General features: G+C 45.2%; 11 protein-coding genes. 9 read left to right on the top strand and 2 right to left on the bottom strand.

The window, feature by feature from the left end; genetic code table 11:
* Positions 1–76 precede the first annotated feature (76 nt).
* The gene (locus JI741_RS00055; protein WP_202006563.1) at positions 77–1,168 is read right to left on the bottom strand and encodes a PAS domain-containing sensor histidine kinase; all 1,092 of its coding nucleotides are present in this window, start codon (positions 1,166–1,168) and stop codon (positions 77–79) included.
* A gap of 923 nt (positions 1,169–2,091) precedes the next feature.
* On the opposite strand from JI741_RS00055, the gene JI741_RS00050 reads away from it, so the two are divergent.
* The 5 genes from JI741_RS00050 (at position 2,092) to JI741_RS00030 (ending at position 14,629) form a co-directional block, all read left to right on the top strand.
* The gene (locus tag JI741_RS00050) at positions 2,092–6,225 is read left to right on the top strand and encodes a two-component regulator propeller domain-containing protein (protein WP_202006562.1); all 4,134 of its coding nucleotides are present in this window, start codon (positions 2,092–2,094) and stop codon (positions 6,223–6,225) included.
* A gap of 463 nt (positions 6,226–6,688) precedes the next feature.
* Entirely contained in the window at positions 6,689–9,874 is a 3,186-nt protein-coding gene (locus JI741_RS00045) for a SusC/RagA family TonB-linked outer membrane protein (protein ID WP_236675800.1), read from the top strand.
* Between the two features lie 43 nt (positions 9,875–9,917).
* Positions 9,918–11,570 (top strand): RagB/SusD family nutrient uptake outer membrane protein, encoded by a 1,653-nt coding sequence (locus JI741_RS00040; protein ID WP_202006561.1) that lies wholly within the window; start codon positions 9,918–9,920, stop codon positions 11,568–11,570.
* A gap of 11 nt (positions 11,571–11,581) precedes the next feature.
* A complete protein-coding gene (locus JI741_RS00035; protein WP_202006560.1) occupies positions 11,582–13,078 on the top strand; it encodes a glycan-binding surface protein in 1,497 nt (498 codons plus the stop codon).
* An 84-nt stretch (positions 13,079–13,162) separates the two neighbouring features.
* Complete coding sequence (locus tag JI741_RS00030) at positions 13,163–14,629, top strand: cellulase family glycosylhydrolase (protein WP_202006559.1); 1,467 nt, start codon at positions 13,163–13,165, stop codon at positions 14,627–14,629.
* Between the two features lie 154 nt (positions 14,630–14,783).
* Here the strand turns inward: JI741_RS00030 and JI741_RS00025 are convergent, their stop codons facing one another.
* Positions 14,784–15,512 (bottom strand): Crp/Fnr family transcriptional regulator, encoded by a 729-nt coding sequence (locus JI741_RS00025; RefSeq protein WP_202006558.1) that lies wholly within the window; start codon positions 15,510–15,512, stop codon positions 14,784–14,786.
* Between the two features lie 373 nt (positions 15,513–15,885).
* Between JI741_RS00025 and JI741_RS00020 the strand changes: the two genes are divergently transcribed.
* The 4 genes from JI741_RS00020 to JI741_RS00005 all read left to right on the top strand — a co-directional run.
* Positions 15,886–16,134, top strand: a complete 249-nt coding sequence (locus JI741_RS00020; RefSeq protein WP_202006557.1) for a hypothetical protein — start codon at positions 15,886–15,888, stop codon at positions 16,132–16,134.
* 68 nt (positions 16,135–16,202) lie between these two features.
* Positions 16,203–17,069: a sigma-70 family RNA polymerase sigma factor gene (locus JI741_RS00015; RefSeq protein ID WP_202006556.1), complete on the top strand. Its 867-nt coding sequence runs from the start codon at positions 16,203–16,205 to the stop codon at positions 17,067–17,069.
* Between the two features lie 122 nt (positions 17,070–17,191).
* The gene (locus JI741_RS00010) at positions 17,192–18,508 is read left to right on the top strand and encodes a TolC family protein (protein WP_202006555.1); all 1,317 of its coding nucleotides are present in this window, start codon (positions 17,192–17,194) and stop codon (positions 18,506–18,508) included.
* A gap of 9 nt (positions 18,509–18,517) precedes the next feature.
* Positions 18,518–19,238: efflux RND transporter periplasmic adaptor subunit (locus tag JI741_RS00005; RefSeq protein WP_202006554.1), on the top strand; the 721-nt coding region annotated here is incomplete at its 3' end.

Genomic DNA, 19,238 nt, shown 5'->3' with positions numbered 1-19,238 from the left:
TTGACGATCTTCTTGATGTTGCTGATATACTTCACTGCATATTGACATAAATGATTCAAAATGGGGCAAAATGTTTCTATTCCCCGTCTCCAGAAAATGGAAGCTGAATTGCTATTGTGGTACCGTCATTCTCCTGGCTGGTCACTTGTATTTCACCATTGTGTAAATCGATAATCTGTTTGACAATGCTTAGACCCAGACCGGTAGATTGTTCTCCCTTCGTACCCGGTCTGCGAAGTTTTTTTGAGAACTTCTCAAAAACAAAGGGAAGGTGCTCGCGACTTATTCCAATTCCCTGGTCTCTTATGATGATGAATGCCGATTTTTCATTTTTACGAGTCGTTATATGGACACTCTTATTTTCCGGAGAGAATTTAATTGCATTTGAAAGAAGATTGTTGATTACTCTGGCGATTTTGGATGCACAGAACATTGCTTCGCACTGGGGAGTGAAATCCGTTACGATACCTACTTTTTTTTCTTCTGCGATTGCCTTAAATATATTAATCGATTGAAGAATGACTTTGTTAATGTCTTGGCGTTCTTTTTTTAATGTGTAAGACTCATCTTCCAATTCGGCTATTTCAATCAATTCCGCAATAATCGTTTTGGCCGACACACACATCTGTTCGTGCAGGTCGATCAGTTCGCTATAACTAGTGTCAAGAACATCTTGGAATATTTTGGCCAGCCCGCTTAACCTATTCAGTGGAGCATTCAGGTCGTGAGCCACCATGCTGAGGACTTCATTTTTTCTTTTGTTGTTTTCGTTAAGTTGGTGAAGCCTTATTTCATTTTGTTTGCTTGCAGTAATGTCCTGTTTTACGCCGATCACTCTCTCAGGGGAGCCATCAGGCTTGTAATAGATTTTACTTCTACTATTGACATAAATAATTTCGCCATTGCTTTTAATGCAGCGATATTGGCAATTGAAATCAATTTTCTTTTTAAGACAGTCGGAAAAATATTCCATCACCCATTGAAAATCGTCGGGATGGACGAGGGCTTGAAATTCTTCGACACTATATCTTGGTTTCTTCTCTAGCCCGAAGAGTTCTATGAAGTTTTCAGATCCGATCCAAGTACCAGTTTCCATATCAGTCTCATAACATCCAATCTTGGCGATTTCTTCGATCACAGGTAAAAGTTCGATAGATCCTTTTTGCATAGCTATGGACGATTGGGTGGGCTATCGAATATAGCCATTTTTTACGGGCGAATAATCGATATCTTTTGAAATTTCTGAGTTGGGCGTTGTCTTTGGTTGTGACCTAAGACGGTATGAGCGATCATGCTCACCGGATACAGCGAGATGTTTATACTGCTTCACACTTTTAAGGTCTTGTTGTGCTGTAAATGCGCCAACCGTGACGGGCTCTCCGTGCTGTGCGGGTGCTACATTCAGCATTGCCAAGCTGACAGGACTTGGGCCAGACTCTGACATTGAATTCGGTATGCTGCTGTCTGTTGTTTATAGTACTGGTATTTCGTCAGAATATATTTTTGCAATCGGTGTAAAAACTGCTGTTTGCCTTGTGGTAGACTTTTCATGACCTAATCCGGGATTTTTGGAACCCCCACATGAGTGCGGAATCAATTTACTTTACTTTTCTTAGTTTCTCCGCTGGCAGGACGGTCTCAAACGGAAACCTATACCTGGGGCAACGTAGCGCTGGGGGGTGGCGGTTTTGTAACCGGAATCATAAGTCATAAAACATCAGGCGATATTTACTGTCGCACAGATGCTGGAGGCGCTTACCCGTTGGGATGCGGCAAATTCAAAATGGATTTCTTGCTCGATTGGAATTCTGTTCCGTTCGGGATCCTCAGGGTTGAATGACATTAAGTTGTATCTTTACTTAGAGCCAAAAAAATCCAGGTACTACCCAGGAAAGTGTTTGGATACGATAGCCTTGTTCGCCTCCGATTTTGATGTATCGAATCGGTTTTGGACCAGCGATCTGGCTCTTTGGTCGTTCCCTGGTAGGGTAGCTATATCGATAGGGGAGTTCCGTTCAAATATTGATGTAAGGCCGTCGCCGTATATCAATTTACATTTATTTTGATTTAACCAACCATTCAAGTGAAGTCGTGAGAGAGCGTGTTTTTTTTGGGGCAGTGTTGCTTGCCTCTATATTTCTGGTGATTCACCCGGCTATTAAATCATTTGGACAAGAAAATCGCTTTGTCCGCATCGATGATCGGAAGGGCTTGTCACACAACTATGTAAAAACATTCTATAAGGACAGGGCCGGTTTTCTGTGGATAGGAACTGAGTCTGGTCTCAACCGTTTCGACGGTTATTCGCTAAAAGTATACCGAAACGATCCATCCGACTCTACTTCTCTTTTTAACGATGATGTGGTGCAGCTATACGAAGCACCCGGTGGAATGCTTGGCGTCCAGACATCCGTTGGACTTTGCTTTTATAATCCTGCGACCGAAACGTTCTCAACGGATTTTCGATTCCTCAGGAGATATTCAATTGCAAACCCGCGCTCCCTCATAAGTATCGTTCATGACAAAGCAGGTAACTACTGGTTTCTCTTAACGGATAATGGGCTGGTGCTTTACAATGAGGAAAAAAAAACTACGCGATCGTTCCGGCATCTTGATGACGATACGGCCACCATCATGACCAACAACGTCACTTCGGTTGTGCCTCACCCTGATGGAAGTTACTGGATAGCGCATTCCAATGGAGTTGCAGAGCATATTTTGTTCGAAAAAGGGAAACTTATCGTAGTTGATCGAATCTCTTTTTCTCCATTGGAGTCATCCGGTAAAGGTCAGTATCTTCAATGTAAATTGATGATCGACAAAGATGGAGATATCTGGTGTTATCGGTCCAATACAGATGAAGGGGTGTTTTATTATAACGCAGCGCAACGTAGCGTAAGCCACTTTGAAAAAAAATCCAAACCTGTAGCACTAAGAGACGACTTGATAACTGGCCTCGTTCAGGATAATAAAGGCAATATTTGGATTTCTTATGGCAGCGAGGGCATCGATATTCTCAACAAAAAGAATTTTGCAACAGAAAACATTTTGCATGATTCAGAAACGAACGAAACGCTGAGCGAGAATTCGACAGCCGTTATGTTTAAAGATGAAGATGGTATAATCTGGGTGGGCACCTATAAAACAGGTGTGAACTTCTTTCACGAAAGCATGATGCGTTTCCCGACTTATAGTCGACACTCAAAACCGTATGCTTTGCCTTTTGAAGATATCAATCGTTTTGTTGAAGATAAGAAAGGTAACCTGTGGCTTGGGACAAACGGTGACGGGTTGATCTATTTTGACAGGCATAGCGGACGCTTTACCAGCTACAAACACGATCCAAATAACCCTCATAGCCTGAGTAGCGATGTTGTTGTTAGTTTGTGTCTGGATCACGAGAACAAGCTTTGGATAGGAACTTTCTTTGGTGGATTAGATTGTTATGATGGCAAGACATTTACCCGGTACCAACACCATGCCGATGACTCCACAAGCCTTTCCGGTAAAAGTGTGTGGGAAGTTTTTGAAGATTCAGAACACCGGCTGTGGGTTGGCACGCTTGATGGGGGTCTTAACCTCTTTAACAGAAAAAACAGCACCTTTGCCCGCTTCTATCACCCCGGGCAAAAAGCCCTTTACTCGCCATACATCTCAACGATCTTTGAGGATTCAAAGGGCAACATTTGGTTTGGAACCTCCGTCGGCATTGATGTGCTCATGAAGGATTCCGGAAGTATCATGCATTTAGGATCAGAGCGCAATAATCCTGCATCCCTTCGAAGCGATGCGATTCGAGGTATATTGGAAGATTCCAAGGGGAGGATCTGGATAGGAACGCAGGGGGGACTTAGTCTATGGCAGAAGGAGGCCAATCGGTTTGTTAGCTTTAGCGAGAAAGATGGATTGCCTCATAATGCCATCATGTCTATGCAAGAGGATGCAGCCGGCAGGTTGTGGCTGGGAACACCGAGCGGACTGTCGTGTGCTACGGTAGTGTCTAAAAACGGTCGCATCCAGCTTGAGTTCGCCAACTACTCCGAACTCGACGGTCTGCAAGGGCAGCGGTTCAATGAAGATGCCTCCATCCGGACGAGAAGTGGAGAGCTTGTCTTTGGCGGAGTTAATGGATTCAATATTTTCAGACCAGAAGACATTGGGCATAACAAAACGATACCACGGCTTGTCCTGACCGATTTTCAATTGTTCAACCGAAGCATCCGGCCGGGAAGTCCGGATGGTGAACACTTCGTGTTGTCGTCTTCTATCACGACCAATCCTACCATCGTGTTGAGGGCAAGTGACAATGTTTTTTCGATAGAATTTGCCGCGCTCAACTTTATACAGCCCTCCAAAAACAGGTATAAATACAAACTGGAAGGATTTAACCAGAATTGGCTGGTAGCAGACGCAAGCAATCGGAGAGTTACCTTTACCAACCTGGATGCAGGTAAGTATGTGTTTCGGGTTATGGCCTCAAACAATGACGGGCTCTGGAATGAGGAAGGCATTTCACTTCCCATTGAAGTGCTTCCACCGCTCTGGAAATCCACAAAGGCTATTGTCGTTTACCTGCTCATTCTGCTGTTGTTTCTGGCCATAGCGCGTAATCTTATTCAGCAACGTGAGCGAATGAAGTTGGCCATTAAGCAACAACAGGAAGAGGCCATGCAGTCGCGTGAATTAGATAGAATAAAAACCAAGTTCTTTACCAATGTGAGTCATGAATTCAGAACTCCACTTTCGCTGATTATTTCTCCACTGGAAAAACTCAGCGAACAGGTCGTTGACCCGGCACAGCGGAGAAATATTGATCTCATTCAGAAAAATGCCAAGAGATTGTTGAATCTCGTCAATCAACTTCTCGATTTCAGAAAAATGGAGGTTCGTGATATTCGCTTTCATCCGTCAGAGGGTGATATCATCCGGTTTGTTCGTGAAACGGTTTCTTCCTTTGCTGATCTCTCTGAGAAAAAAAGTATCCGACTCACATTCGAATCAAACACCTCTTCCCTTGACGCCGTCTTCGATCACGACAAAGTCGAAAAGATCTTGTTTAATCTCCTTTCGAATGCCTTCAAGTTTACCATGGACGCCGGCGTGATTGCAGTAGTTGTAGAGGTTAACGATGCGTCCGAAAACAGTATTGTAGAGATCACTGTGAAGGACTCGGGAATCGGTATTCCTGCCGAGAAACACGAGCAGATCTTCGAACGATTCTTTCAAGACGACTTACCCAACTCTCTTGCGAACCAGGGGAGTGGCATCGGCCTGGCCATCACAAAGGAATTTGTGCGCATCCATGGGGGCACGATCCGGGTGGAAAGTGAAGTGGGGAAAGGAAGTTGCTTTATCGTGGTGTTGCCGCTGAGGAAATTGGTTCACGCTGTTTATGAAACAATACGTGTGCCCGTAAATGCAGCGATCGATGCTCCAAAAGACGATATACTGGAGTCAGGAGATAAGCCATTGGTCCTGTTGATAGAAGATAACGAAGACTTTCGTCTCTATTTGAGGGATAATCTTAAAACATGGTATGCTGTTGTTGAAGCTGCGAATGGAGAGGACGGCTGGAAAATGGCGATTTTGCAATACCCGGACCTTATCGTAACCGATGTGATGATGCCGGGCATGAATGGAATTGAGCTTTGCAAAAAAATTAAATCCGATCAGCGTGTATCGCATATACCCGTGATCCTGCTTACTGCCCGCTCGGGTGAGGAGCAGCGGCTGGAAGGGTTTGAAGTAGGGGCCGATGACTATATCCCAAAGCCCTTCAGTTTCGCGATGTTGGAGTCGCGGATCCGGAATCTGATCTCAGCCCGGAAAAATCTGCATGCATTGTTTGCCAGGAAGAACGGAATCAAGGCAAGTGAAATCCAGGTTACCTCGCTCGACGAACAATTTATTCATCGCGTGGTCCAGGCAATTGAAAACAACGTATCCGACAGTGAACTGACGGTGATGGATTTAAGTCGCGAACTGGGCGTGAGCCGGGCTCAGTTTTTCAGGAAGGTGCAGGAACTTACCAACAAATCCCCCTTAGAACTTATTCGCACCATTCGTTTGCAACATGCCGCGCAACTTCTGGAGAAAAGCCAGCTGTCTGTTTCGGAAATAGCCTATCGCGTTGGCTTCAATAACCCCAAATATTTCGCTCGTCATTTCAAGGACATGTATCACGTATTGCCGTCTGCTTACGCCAGTGGCAAGCGAAGAAGTTAGCCTGGAGCCCTTACATTGGACATTTGTTGCCCACCTTTAGGATGATTTGTTACGCTCGCCGGAATGGCGTCTGGCTATTTTTGCTGAACAAAATATTCCGGTTTGAAGCGAAAACTAAGAATGCTGCTTTTTATTGAAATGACCATGTATGTGTTGATCATTTCCATCTTTATACTGATCATTTCTATGGTGTAAAGCGAGTTGCGAATGCCGTAGCTCCCTAAGAATACGAATTGCACCCATCAAATAATACCCACTTTCGAGACTTTCGAATACCCGCTTAGACTCTATATCCCCGTGTCCAAGACGAATCAATACCGTCCATAGCGGGCATCCCACCGTAAATTTACCGCAAACGATTACAGGACAGCGACTCAGAAATCGTTAGCGATGCGGACCCAACTGGTCCGATAGGCTCGTTTCCGGGTCAAGTCGGTAAACGTTAACCTCTAAACTAAATCATATGAAAAAGAAACTCTACAGATGTTTAGGTATTTCTGTATTGATCCTGATGCTAGGGTGCCTTCAGTCCACGGCGCAGCAGCGATCTATAACAGGAGCCGTAAAAGACGTATCTGGAAACACCATGCCAGGCGTCAGTATAGTTGTAAAAGGTACTGCCATTGGCACGGTAACGGACGCTGACGGGACGTTTTCTGTTAATGCAAACCCTGATGAAACGCTCGTATTCACATTTATCGGCTACAAGCGTGAAGAAATTCTGATCACCCAACAGACCAGGCTCGATATTACATTATTTGAAGATGTAAAGTCACTTGATGAAATAGTTGTTATTGGCTATGGGGAAACGAAACGAAAAGATGTTACGGGAGCCATATCTTCGGTATCCGGTGAAGATCTCACAAAGTTGAATCCCGTTACCTTCGATCAGGCCCTGCAGGGAAAGATACCCGGCATGGTTGTACAGCAAGTCTCCGGGCAGCCCGGTGGAGGTGTCTCTATACAAATTCGTGGTATATCTTCTTTACAATCGAATAACTCCCCCTTGTATGTAATCGATGGCGTTATTGTCGGGGGAACGGCGGGTGTGCCACAGGCAGGGGCAGTCAACCAGAGCATTAATCCGCTGGCCGGTATAAATCCCTGGGAAATTGAATCTATCGATGTGTTAAAAGACGCGTCTGCCACAGCTATATATGGATCACAAGCCACGAATGGTGTCATCATTATAACCACAAAAAGAGGGAAGGTGGCAACACCCCGCATCTCCTACGATTTCAACACAGGTTTTCAGCAAATTCCGAGAGAACTTCCTACCATGGATCTCCAGGAGTTTGCTACGTTCATTAATGAAAGAAATAACGCTCCGGGTTGGGGATTTGATGCCCGGCCCGCGTTTGCCAACCCGCAATACTTAGGGAAGGGTACCAACTGGCAGCATGAGTTGTTCAGAAATGCCCCGATGACCAATCACACCGTCACTGTGAGTGGAGGTGATGATAGAACCCAATACCTGTTCTCCGTGTCTCATTTCAAACAGGACGGAATTGCGCTCGGCTCCGGGTTTAAAAGGATGTCCGTACGACTCAACCTGGATAACAAAACGACCAGTTGGTTAAAAATCGGTACCAGCCTTCAATTGGCAAATATTCAGGAGAAGGTAAATACTACCGTATCCAGTGTCGTGAGAGAAGCACTCCGACAAACGCCTGATGTACCTGTAACAAATCCGGATGGTAGCTGGGGAGGCAATGTGAATCCTAATGGTTGGGTTAACCCGACCGTAAATCCGTACGCCGTTGCGTTGATGAATAAAGATGAGATTAACCGTAACCAAGTGTTGGGGAATATATATGCAGAGATCACCTTCCTGCCAGGCCTGACGCTTCGAAATGAAGTGAACGGAACCTTTTCCACGGCTACGGAAGACCGGTTCAATCCAAAATTAGCGATGGGTAGATCGTCCGTCAATAACAATACCGGTTTCTACTATTTCGGACAGACCTCTTACACGACACTAAGAAACTATGCAACGTATGCCCATGAGTTCAACGGCAAGTTCAATGCAAACTTAATGATTGGACATGAAGCTCAACTGAACAAATCGGAAAACGTAAGCGCGAGCCGCGAAACGTTTCCATCCGAAAATGTACAAGTGATTAGCAGTGGTGATCCTGCCACAGCAAAAAACAGCGGCAGCAAAGGTCACAGCGCGCTTGAGTCATATTTCGGGCGATTGAATGTTGGATACAATGACAAATACTTGCTTACCATCAATGCACGTGCCGATGGTTCATCAAAATTCATAGCGGGAAATCGTTGGGTGAATACGTATTCCGGAGCCCTGGCCTGGAAAATCAAAAATGAATTCCTGACGACTGTAAGACAAGTAAATGAATTGAAACTACGATTGTCCTATGGTTTAACCAATAACCAGGGTATACCTGATTACTCCTATACATCTTCATTTATGACAGTGCCTACCGGTTTAACCGGTATAGCACAACTAACGCGTACTATGGGTAACCCGAGTCTGAAGTGGGAAAAAACAAAGAATACTTCAATTGGTCTTGATGGAACGCTCTTCAATTGGCGTATCGATTTCTCTGTCGATTTTTATAACCGGCGCACCGATGACCTGCTGCTTAAGGTTCCTCTGCCGATGTATAGCGGCAGCGCTGCAGACTGGTCTCCTGGATCATTGGAAGCGCCCTATGTAAACGTGGGGACGATGAACAACAAAGGATTCGATTTCAGAATCAGTTCCACCAATGTTAAGACGAGCAAATTTTCATGGAGAACGGACTTAACAGTATCGCGCAATATCAACAAGATCATTAAGCTTAATACGGACGGAGCTTCATTAATGGTGTCGAATAGTAAAACCGTTGAGGGAAGGTCTGTTGGTGAATTCTATGGTTACCAGGTAGAAGGCGTTTTTGCATCACCGACCGAATTTTTCGGTGATGAACAGAACGGAATCAAGCCCCATGCCCGGCCTGTTAACAGTGCGGGTGAGATGTATCCGGTTGGGGTGGCATCGGGAAGTATCTGGTATGGCGACCTGAAGTTTAAGGACCTGAATGGTGATGGTATCATTACTACAGCCGACCAGACTTATCTCGGCTCTCCAATTCCAAAGGCTCAACTCGGTCTGAACAATTCATTTACCTATAAGAATTTTGATTTGAATATATTCTTCACCGCCAACCTTGGTAACAAGGTATATAATCAACTGCGCATTGAGGGTGAGTCGCCCGGCACCAGCTACGGTTATTTCAAGCCCTTGAAGAACTATGCGAAGCTTGCCCTTGTCGATCCGTCCGGTTCTGCTTCAGACCCCAGCAATGTATACGTTGTAAATCCTGACACTAAAATACCAGGCCTGAGAAATGACAACACGAATGGCAATGACAGAGCATCCGATCGCTACCTGGAGGACGGATCTTTCGTTCGCTGCAAGACTATTGCCTTAGGGTATACTTTATCAGAGAAACTGCTGCAAAAAGCGCACATCAGTTCTCTACGGGTATATGTCAATGTATCCAATGCATTTCTGATAAAGAAGTATAGTGGTATCGATCCTGAAATCGGTTCATGGAATGCGCTGAGTGCAGGGTATGATAACGGTTACTATCCACAACCGCGCGTCTTTACAATAGGGGCAAATCTTCAATTGACTAAGTAAGAAGAACGCCAGCAATTTTACCATGAATCAAAAATGTATGACTATGAAATCATTCAGTACAATATTATACACTTCACTTTTTGCAATACTGTTAGTGACAGGATGCAGCGATGATTTTCTGGATCGTCCCTCACTGTCAGAATTAAATGCCGATAACTTTTATCTGACTCCTGACGAACTAAGACTGGCAACGGCAGCATTATACTCGGGAGGCCCTTGGGGCGAGTGGACGTATGCGGCTTATCTGCCGGTGGGCGATGTGTTGAGCGGAAACATGGTGCTGGGCTATAACGGCGATGCGGTTCAGTTCAACACATTCTCAGTGACGGACGCAAACGGCGGCCTCACCGCCACCTGGAAAGGGATGTACAAGGTAATTGCGCATTGCAATGCCACGATTAATGGTATTACACAAAAATCGCCCAGCACGATTTCCGATGCCATAAAAAACGCAGCGCTCGCCGAAGCAAGGTTTATTCGTGCGTATGCCTATTTCAATCTGGCCGTATTGTGGAAAGATGTGCCAATCATTGAAGATAATACCTTGCTGGTTACGTCACCGCTGGTACCGAGAAATGAAGTCAATGACGTATATCAATTTATTGTAAACGATCTGAATTTTGCAGCGAGGAATCTTCCCGCAGCAGATAAAGGAAGGGCTACCACCTGGTCAGCACAAGGTATGCTGGCAAAAGTATATTTGACGTGGGCAGCGCTTAAATCACCGGGTATTGGACAGCGTGATCAGGCACTCCTCGATCTTGCCAAACTACATGCAGGTAATGTATGTAACGGCAGCGGTTTAATGCTGTTGGGTTTTTCGTTCGATGGTCAGGGCAAGCTCGTAATCGATCCTTCTGGCTATTCGAATCTTTTCAAGACGCAGTACAACGACAACCAGGAATCATTATTTTCCCTTCAATGGCATCCCAGTACTTCGGACTGGTTAAGCGGAAACATGCTACAGCTTTACTCGTCGGGAGGGCAGGAGATATCGGCGAGCGGAACTGCTGGATGGTTTAGTATCAGCCCAACATACGATATGTATCTTCAATATTCGGAAGGAGATAACATAAGACGCAAAGCAACATTTATGTACAGGGGTGATAACTACCCTGAGCTAAATGCTGCCGGGGGTGGTTTTACCTACGCGGGTGATGCCGGTTTAAAGAAACACATTGTTGGTACCAGGGCTGACAACAGTTCACCAACGATGACGCACACTTCGTCTCCAGAACATAATGCTTTGTTAAGGCTTGCCGATGTATACCTTCTTTATGCCGAAGCTATTATGGGCAACGATACCGAAACAGTAGATATGGAAGCGATTAAGTACTTTAACAAAGTTCGTAGGAGAGCTGGTCTAGATACACTAAACAATGCAACGGACAAACTTACGGCTGATATGTTGTTTAAGGAAAGAAGAATTGAGCTTGCAGCGGAAGGCCATTTCTGGTATGACCTTGTAAGGCTTTATTACTATAATAGCAAAAAGGCTATTGATTTCCTGAACGATCAAAAAGAGAGACGTGTCACATTCACCTATAACGCAGACACGCATACAGCAACGCAAGGCAATCCCTTTGGAGATATTACCGATGCATCTGCTGGTACATTCAGGTTTCCGTTGCCTCCTTCTGAGGTAACGGCAAATCCAAAATTGGCAGAACCTCCTGTTCCTTATTCATTTAAATAGTTAAAGTATATATGAAAAAAATATTATTGACCTATATATATAACGCTTTGCTTTGTGGCGTGACGGCAGCCTTCGTGTTGTCTGCTTGCAAAGATGAAGACGAAGTAAGTGTGCCTGTTATAACCGAGATCCGAAATTATGCTGCATCGCCTGATGACACCGTAGTACAAACCATACAAGCAGGGCAGTGGGTTGTTGTCATGGGAAGCAATTTAAGTGACGTTTCTCAAGTGCTTTTTGGTGGCATTCCTGCTACGATCAATTCTACGTACTCCACCGATCAGAGTATAGTTATACAAGTTCCGTCCATACCATTTCCATCCGTTCCTAAAGATAAGCTGAATGTAATTACGGTCGCCAACAGCACCGGCATGGCTTCCTTCGAAATTAATGTCACTGGTGCACCGATTGTTTCTCACATAAGGAATAATGCAGCTTCCCCCGATGACGCAATTGTTGATGCAATCTTTCCCGATCAACAAATAAATATAGTTGGATATAACCTTAAAGGTGCTACACAAATTACATTTCAAGGTGTTGAAGCTGATTTATCCAGTGTCGTGTATACCGACTCGAGCGCGATCGTGCAGGTGCCCTCCGATTTTTCAAACGCGGATATAACACTTGCCAATATGATCAACTACACTACACCACTGGGAACTGTTGCTTTCCATATAGGAATTATAGGCCCTCCTTTGGTTACCAATATTTCGTGTGAAAATCCGAGTGAGGGATCTACCGTTTACGTTCAAGGCTACAATTTTGTGTCAATAGACAGTTTAAAGTTTGGAGGAACATTGATTTCAGATTTTGAAGCCTCACCGGATGGAAGTACTCTGAAATTTGTTGTGCCAAATTTGACGAAAAGTGGGCCGTTCATGGTAGCAACACCTGGCGGAAAGTTCAAAACAATTTTCAATGTTAATGATGCCACCACTGGAGCGTTATGCAACTTTGATGACATAAGTCCTATAGGCTGGGGTGGTTCTGGCGCAACGGTGTCGGATAATAGTGCTGACTTTCCAGGCAACAAGGGTAAATATGCAGTCCTCCAAAACGACATCGTTCCTCCCTGGGATTGGCAAGCTTGGAACGGTGGACGCATTATCATTCTTGACAAAGTGAAATGGATTCCAGCTGCAAATGAAGCTGATGCTCTTGACTTGTGGGCTGTTAAGTTTGAGATCAATGTGCCTGCCGCATGGAATGGTAATTCACTTTTCGTTTCAAGTGAAAACAATGACTACAAGATCACTTATGAGCCGTGGAAAGATGCAACGGGAAAAACCTTCAAGTTTAAAACCGAAGGATGGCAAACAATAACACTTCCGTTTTCCCTTTTCAGAAAGGGATGGGGAGGTACAATTCCTCCAACTGACCTAAAAGATCTTTTGGGGAATACTGAAAGCTGTGGTTTTGCCATTCAGACCATGAACATAGCCAGCTCAAATTCAGCCACCAGCTTAAAGGCAGCTGTCGACAATATCAGAGTTGTAAAAATCAAATAGGAAAATTGATATGATCGAGAACCGAAAGAAACCTGCAGGTTTCTTTCAATAACAAGAAACGTTTATAATAAAAAAACAACAAAAATGAAGATTAGCTGTCGATTTCAATTTCTGGTATTTTTTATCACAATTGTATTTTTTATATCCTGTAAGAAAGATGATGTAACACCTGAACTTACGGTAACGCCACTGGAGCTTGCGCTTGATGCGGAGGGTGATACATCGGAATTCTCTATCGCCACCAACGATCGCTGGACCATTACGAATGCTGCTGATACTTGGTTGGAATTGAGCCAAACGTCCGGTAACAGCGGCAGCACTACGATTAAAATCACTGTAAATAGAAATTCCACGGGTAGTTTACGCTCCAGTGTTTTGACAATCAACTCGAACAATGGTCAGGCCCGACGCCTTTCGATTTCTCAGAAGCCTACGATATATCCATCTTACAATACATCGCCTAAAGCACCCGATGCAACAGGCATGGGTAGCAACGCTGTTGAACTTGCAGCGAAAATGAAACTGGGTTGGAATATAGGGAATACGATGGAGGCGTCTGGTGGTGAAACCGGTTGGGGTAATCCTCAAATCACAGAAGACTATGTGAAGTTTGTGAAGGCGAATGGCTTTAACGCCATTCGTATTCCTTGTGCGTGGGATTGGCATCACCTGGACGACACGAAAACCGCGCGTATTAATCAGGCATGGCTCAACAGGGTTAAAGAAGTGATTGGCTATTGTGTGAACAATGATGTGTACGTTTTACTGAATATCCATTGGGATGGTGGTTGGCTGGAGAATAACATTAGTAAAGTAAAGCAGGATTCTGTCAATGCTAAGCAAAAAGCATTATGGGAGCAAATCGCTACCACCATGCGCGACTTTGATGAGCATCTCATGTTTGCCAGTGCCAATGAACCGGCTGCTGATAATGCGGAGAAGACAGAAGTTTTAGCATCGTATCACCAGACGTTTATTAACGCTGTTCGGTCGACAGGTGGAAGGAACAGCTACCGTGTTCTTGTTCTGCAGGGACCTTCGACATCCATGACATTGACACCTCAACTGATGAGCAAACTTCCTCAGGACCCGGTGGCTAATCGCTTGATGGTGGAAGTGCATAACTATTCGCCGTCACAGTTTTGCTTTCTTGCGGAAGACGTGAGCTGGGGTAAAATGGCCTACTACTGGGGTAAAGACTATCAGTCCTCCATAGAGCCGGATCGTAATTTTTTAGAAGCCTGGGATTGGGGAAACGAAGCTGCGCAACTTAACCAATTCAAGCTCGTGAAGGAGGCGTTTGTAGATAAAGGTATTCCTGTCTTGATTGGCGAATACGGTGCATACCGAAGAGATGGTCAGAAAAACGAGCCTAAGGATCTGGTAACACATAACAACGCTGTGGATTACTGGATAACGCTTGTAACTAAGCAGGCAAGGACAAATGGCATGGTCCCATTTTGGTGGGATACAGGCGCCGCGCTGGATAGGTCAAACCTTACCGTAAAAGATCAACGTACGATTGATGCTATTATGGCCGGAGCCCAGTAATTTTAACTGGCGTTTCGGTTTAAGCGAGGAAGGTGGGTATGCCGGTGATGCGAGTTTGCTGCAATGCATTATTAATGATTGTTTTTCCGGTCGGTGCTCCAAATGTTTGGAGTAAACAAATTTGCCATGCAAGCAATATTCAATTTAGCATTCGTTATGGTTGAGATTTCTTCAAGTTCAATCCCATCAGATTGGCTTCTTTTGCCATTCCTGGTCGATCAATAATTTTGATTATTTTGTCATGTTTTTCAATGAGGCCGGCTTGTCCGAAATCCTGTAACAGTCTGACCAATGTCTCCTTCGCTGTTCCAACCATATTGGCAAGATCAGTTCGTGAAAGTTTTATTTCACCCGGCCCATCCGATCGGGTGGGGGCTTTAAAATTTTCGTCGAGCATTAATAAATTGATTGCAAGTCTTTCTCGTACTGACTTGGTGGCAAGATTTGTGATGCTATTGATGTATACGCTGAACTCATGGGCAAGGGCTTTTAATAAAGTGTTTGAGAGTACCGTTGAATTACGTAGTACCTTTAAGAAATCATCCTTAGCCACAAAGGTGATTTGGGCGTCCTCAGTGGTGGCAGCCGAGTCTGGATAGAACTCTTCGCTCAAGAGTGCATGATAGCCTATCAATTCTCCTTTGCCACATAAATAGAATATTTGCTCCCCTCCCTTAGCGGTAGTCCGGTACTTTTTTACCCTTCCTGCCTTTACATAGAATATTCCTGTTGGAATGCCTCCTTCTCTGAAAATAATCTCTCCCTTCTTGTAGTGATGAGTTACGCCGGCTCCCGTCAGGAACTCCTGTTCCGCTTTTGTAAGGCTTTCAAAGAGTTGGTCCGTTTTGAGTCGCGCGTTTTCGGTTAGGAAATTTCTAGGCATCGTTGTGCACTGGTATGGGATAAAGGTGTCAATTTTCGTCAATCAAATCAATATAAGTATTGATTTAAGTCAACAAGATGCTTGAGCATTTTCAATATTATATATTTCTATGGGTCCTAAATTGCCCTCTTAGAAGGGAAAGGATTATGAGGCCATGAAAGCACGCCTGAAGGAAAACAGGTGACTCACATACCACGCCAGCGCCTGTTCTCATGTTCAGAATTATTCGAACAGCAGTACACACGTTTTCGGACGTGGAGTCAACTCTGAACGGCTTTCGTAGAACTGAAGGAAGGGCTGGATAGCGGCTCCTATCGCAAGGAGGAGTTGGTTTCGGTAGCCGAAATGGCTTCGTACAATATTTTTAAACGCTATGCTCCATTTCAGACAGACCATTCTCAACCAGATCAAATTGGCTTCGGATGAGAACGAGATTGAAAATGTAATTGATCGCTCCATTCAGCGGCTGAAGTCCAGGAACATAAACGGCCATATCATTCAGCGCTTCATCATTGTCATGAGTAAGACCCTCTATCAGGCAAAGATGGAGGGTATGTCTGAAAAAGCCGGACAAAATATGGATATCGCCATCGGTATGTTCCAGAAACTTCAAAGACCTTAAGGGCACCCGAAAAACGAACAGTACTCAGTTTCTGTCACAGGGTCCATTAAAAAAATCAGAAAAACAACATGAGGCAACTTAAAATTACCAAGCAGATCACGAATCGTGAGACTCAATCGTTGGACAAATATTTACAGGAGATCGGAAGAGTTGATCTTATTACGGCCGATGAAGAGGTGAAGCTGACACAACGTATCAAGGCCGGTGACCAGGCCGCTCTTGAAAAGATGGTAAAGGCCAATCTCAGGTTTGTGGTCTCGGTAGCTAAACAATATCAAAATCTCGGTTTGTCTTTGGGAGATCTGATCAACGAAGGCAATATCGGATTGGTGAAAGCCGCGATGCGATTTGATGAAACCCGCGGCTTCAAATTCATTTCCTACGCGGTCTGGTGGATCAGGCAATCCGTCATGCAGGCTGTTGCCGAACAGTCCAGGGTTGTTAGAATTCCTTTAAATAGGATAGGTTCCCTTAACAAACTTAACCGGACATTCTCCACCCTGGAACAAAAATTCCAGCGCGACCCTTCTGCGGAGGAACTGGCCGAGGCTCTGGAACTGGCCCCGGAAGAGGTTAGAGACACCGTGCAAATGGGAGCACGTCAAACTTCGATCAATGCCCCGTTTGTACAGGGCGAGGAAAATAGTCTGCTTGATATATTGGCAGATGATTCGGAGGATACTCCCGACTCGACGCTGATCGATAATTCCCTGCGCCGTGATGTGCAGCGCTCTCTATCTACATTGACGCAAAGAGAGTCCGATGTTATTTCCCATTATTATGGCCTCAACGATCGTCCCGTCATGTCCCTCGAAGAAATAGGATATATGTACAGTCTTACCAGGGAACGCGTGAGACAGATCAAGGAAAAAGGTATTCGCCGTCTTCGGCAAACATCCAGGAGCAAAATATTGAAGCATTACCTTGGTAAATAGCAGGGTAGGGCGGATTCATCTTCTCAGGCACCTGTAAAAAATAGTAAAAAAAATCTGAACGTGACCCAAGTCACAGTCCGGGGCTTGCCCTCCCGCTACTTTTGTATCAAATTCTATGACACATGAACAAAGTAGTATTGGGGACACTGGTCTGGAGCATTCTATGCGCCCTGTCAGTCCAAGGTCAGGTCGCGCCGCTGTCCCTGGATCAGGCATTGGAGGCCACACTCAAAAACAACAAGGAGATACATCTGGCAACGCTCGATGAAGCCGCGGCGGAAGCCAAGTATGGACAAACCAACGCGGTATTTCTACCGCAAATCAAACTCAGCTATACTGGCATGAGCAGCAACAACCCGTTAAATGCTTTTGGGTTTAAACTCCAGCAACAGGCCATTACCCAGAATGACTTTAATCCGTCTTTGCTAAACGAACCATCGGCTACACAAAATTTTGTGACGAAGGCAGAATGGCTTCAACCCATCCTGAACCTGGATATGTGGGCGATGCGCCAGGCCGCGCAGGAGCAACAACTGGCCTATGCGTTTAAAACAAAACGCACTAAAGAGTACGTGTCTTTCGAAGTGCAAAGAGCTTATGCACAGTTGCAACTGGCACATCAGGCCAAAAGTGTTTTGAAGGATGCCGTTCAAACCATTAATGCAATTTATACAGCCACTACTAATCGCTTCGAAAAAGGCTATTTGCAAAAGTCAGATGTCCTGCAGGTTGAGGTTCAGGTAAAGTCTGCCGAAAACAAGCTGGCCGAAGCAATAAGCAATATTCAAAATGCTTCTGACTACCTGGGGCTGTTGATGGGCGCTAAAGCAGGTGTCATTTATCAGGTTGACTCCATTGCCCGCATAACACCGATCGACAACACGCCGGCAGAGATACCTGTCGATCGCGCCGATTTCAGAGCCATGCAGTCTGCAGTGACCGCTCACGAAAAAATGATCAGTTCCGGTAAGATGGCGTACCTGCCGAAACTAAATGCTTTTGGCGAGTATATGATCAACGACCGTGAGGCTTTCGGTTTTGGGTCTAATTCTTATTTGGTGGGCGCACAGCTATCATGGACACTATTTAATGGCACAACTACCCGCAATAAAATTTCGGAGCAACGCATCGAACGGGATAAGACGGTGGAGCAACTCGCCCTGCAAAAGGAGCAGGCTCAACTGGAGCTGAACAAGGCTGCACGCCAATTGCAGGACGCTCTATTCGCGATACAGCGACAGGAAATTGCCGCCAGTCAATCGGCGGAGGCCCTTCGCATTGTTCAAAACCGATTTCAGCAAGGGCTGGTGACAACGAATGATGTATTACAGTCACAATCCCTTTTCGCACAACAAAAATTGCTGCTCGCGCAGGCTATTTATCAATACAATACAACCGCCGCGTACCGGCTTTTCTTGACCACGACATCCGTAAAATAAACGATTACCATGAAACGATATATTCACACTGTTAACCTTGCCTTTGTATCTCTTGTCATTCTTTCTTCCTGTTCGCATGATCAGCGGGAAGACGATGGGAAAAAGGATAGGCCCGTAACCGTGACCGTGACCACGGCAGGAAAACAGTCCGTCCACTCCGTTCAGAGTAGCGGGCAGGTTGTGTCCGGTGAAACGGCCATGATCAGTACACGTATGATGGGTTTCATAACGGACATCAAAGTAAAACCTGGCGATGAAGTGAAAAAGGGACAGCTGCTGGTTACCATCAGCAATGACGACATTCTTGCCAAACGCGCGCAGGCGCGCGCCATAGTTTCGGAAACTGAAGCGGCGCTGCGCGATGCACAAAAGGACTATGAGCGCTATACCGAACTCTTCAAGCAACAAAGTGCTTCGCAAAAGGAGTTGGAAAACATAACCCTCAATTACAACTCGGTAAAGGCAAAAGCGGAGGCAGCTCGTCAAATGCAGAATGAGGCAGACGCCATGCTCGCCTATTCGGATCTTAGAGCACCCTTTACCGGCGTGGTCGTACAAAAGAATTCAGATGCAGGTAGCATGGCCAATCCTGGGATGCCGATCCTGATCCTTGAACAATACGGAAGTTTTCAGGTCAATACTTCGGTGACTGAATCGGACATTGATCTTGTTAAGGTCGGAGCCGATGCTGAGATCATCATTGAATCTATAGGGAGATTTTTAAAGGCAA

The sequence above is a fragment of the Chryseolinea lacunae genome, assembly GCF_016735595.1.
GTDB lineage: Bacteria > Bacteroidota > Bacteroidia > Cytophagales > Cyclobacteriaceae > Chryseolinea > Chryseolinea lacunae.
This window is presented reverse-complemented; position numbering and strand designations above follow the sequence as displayed.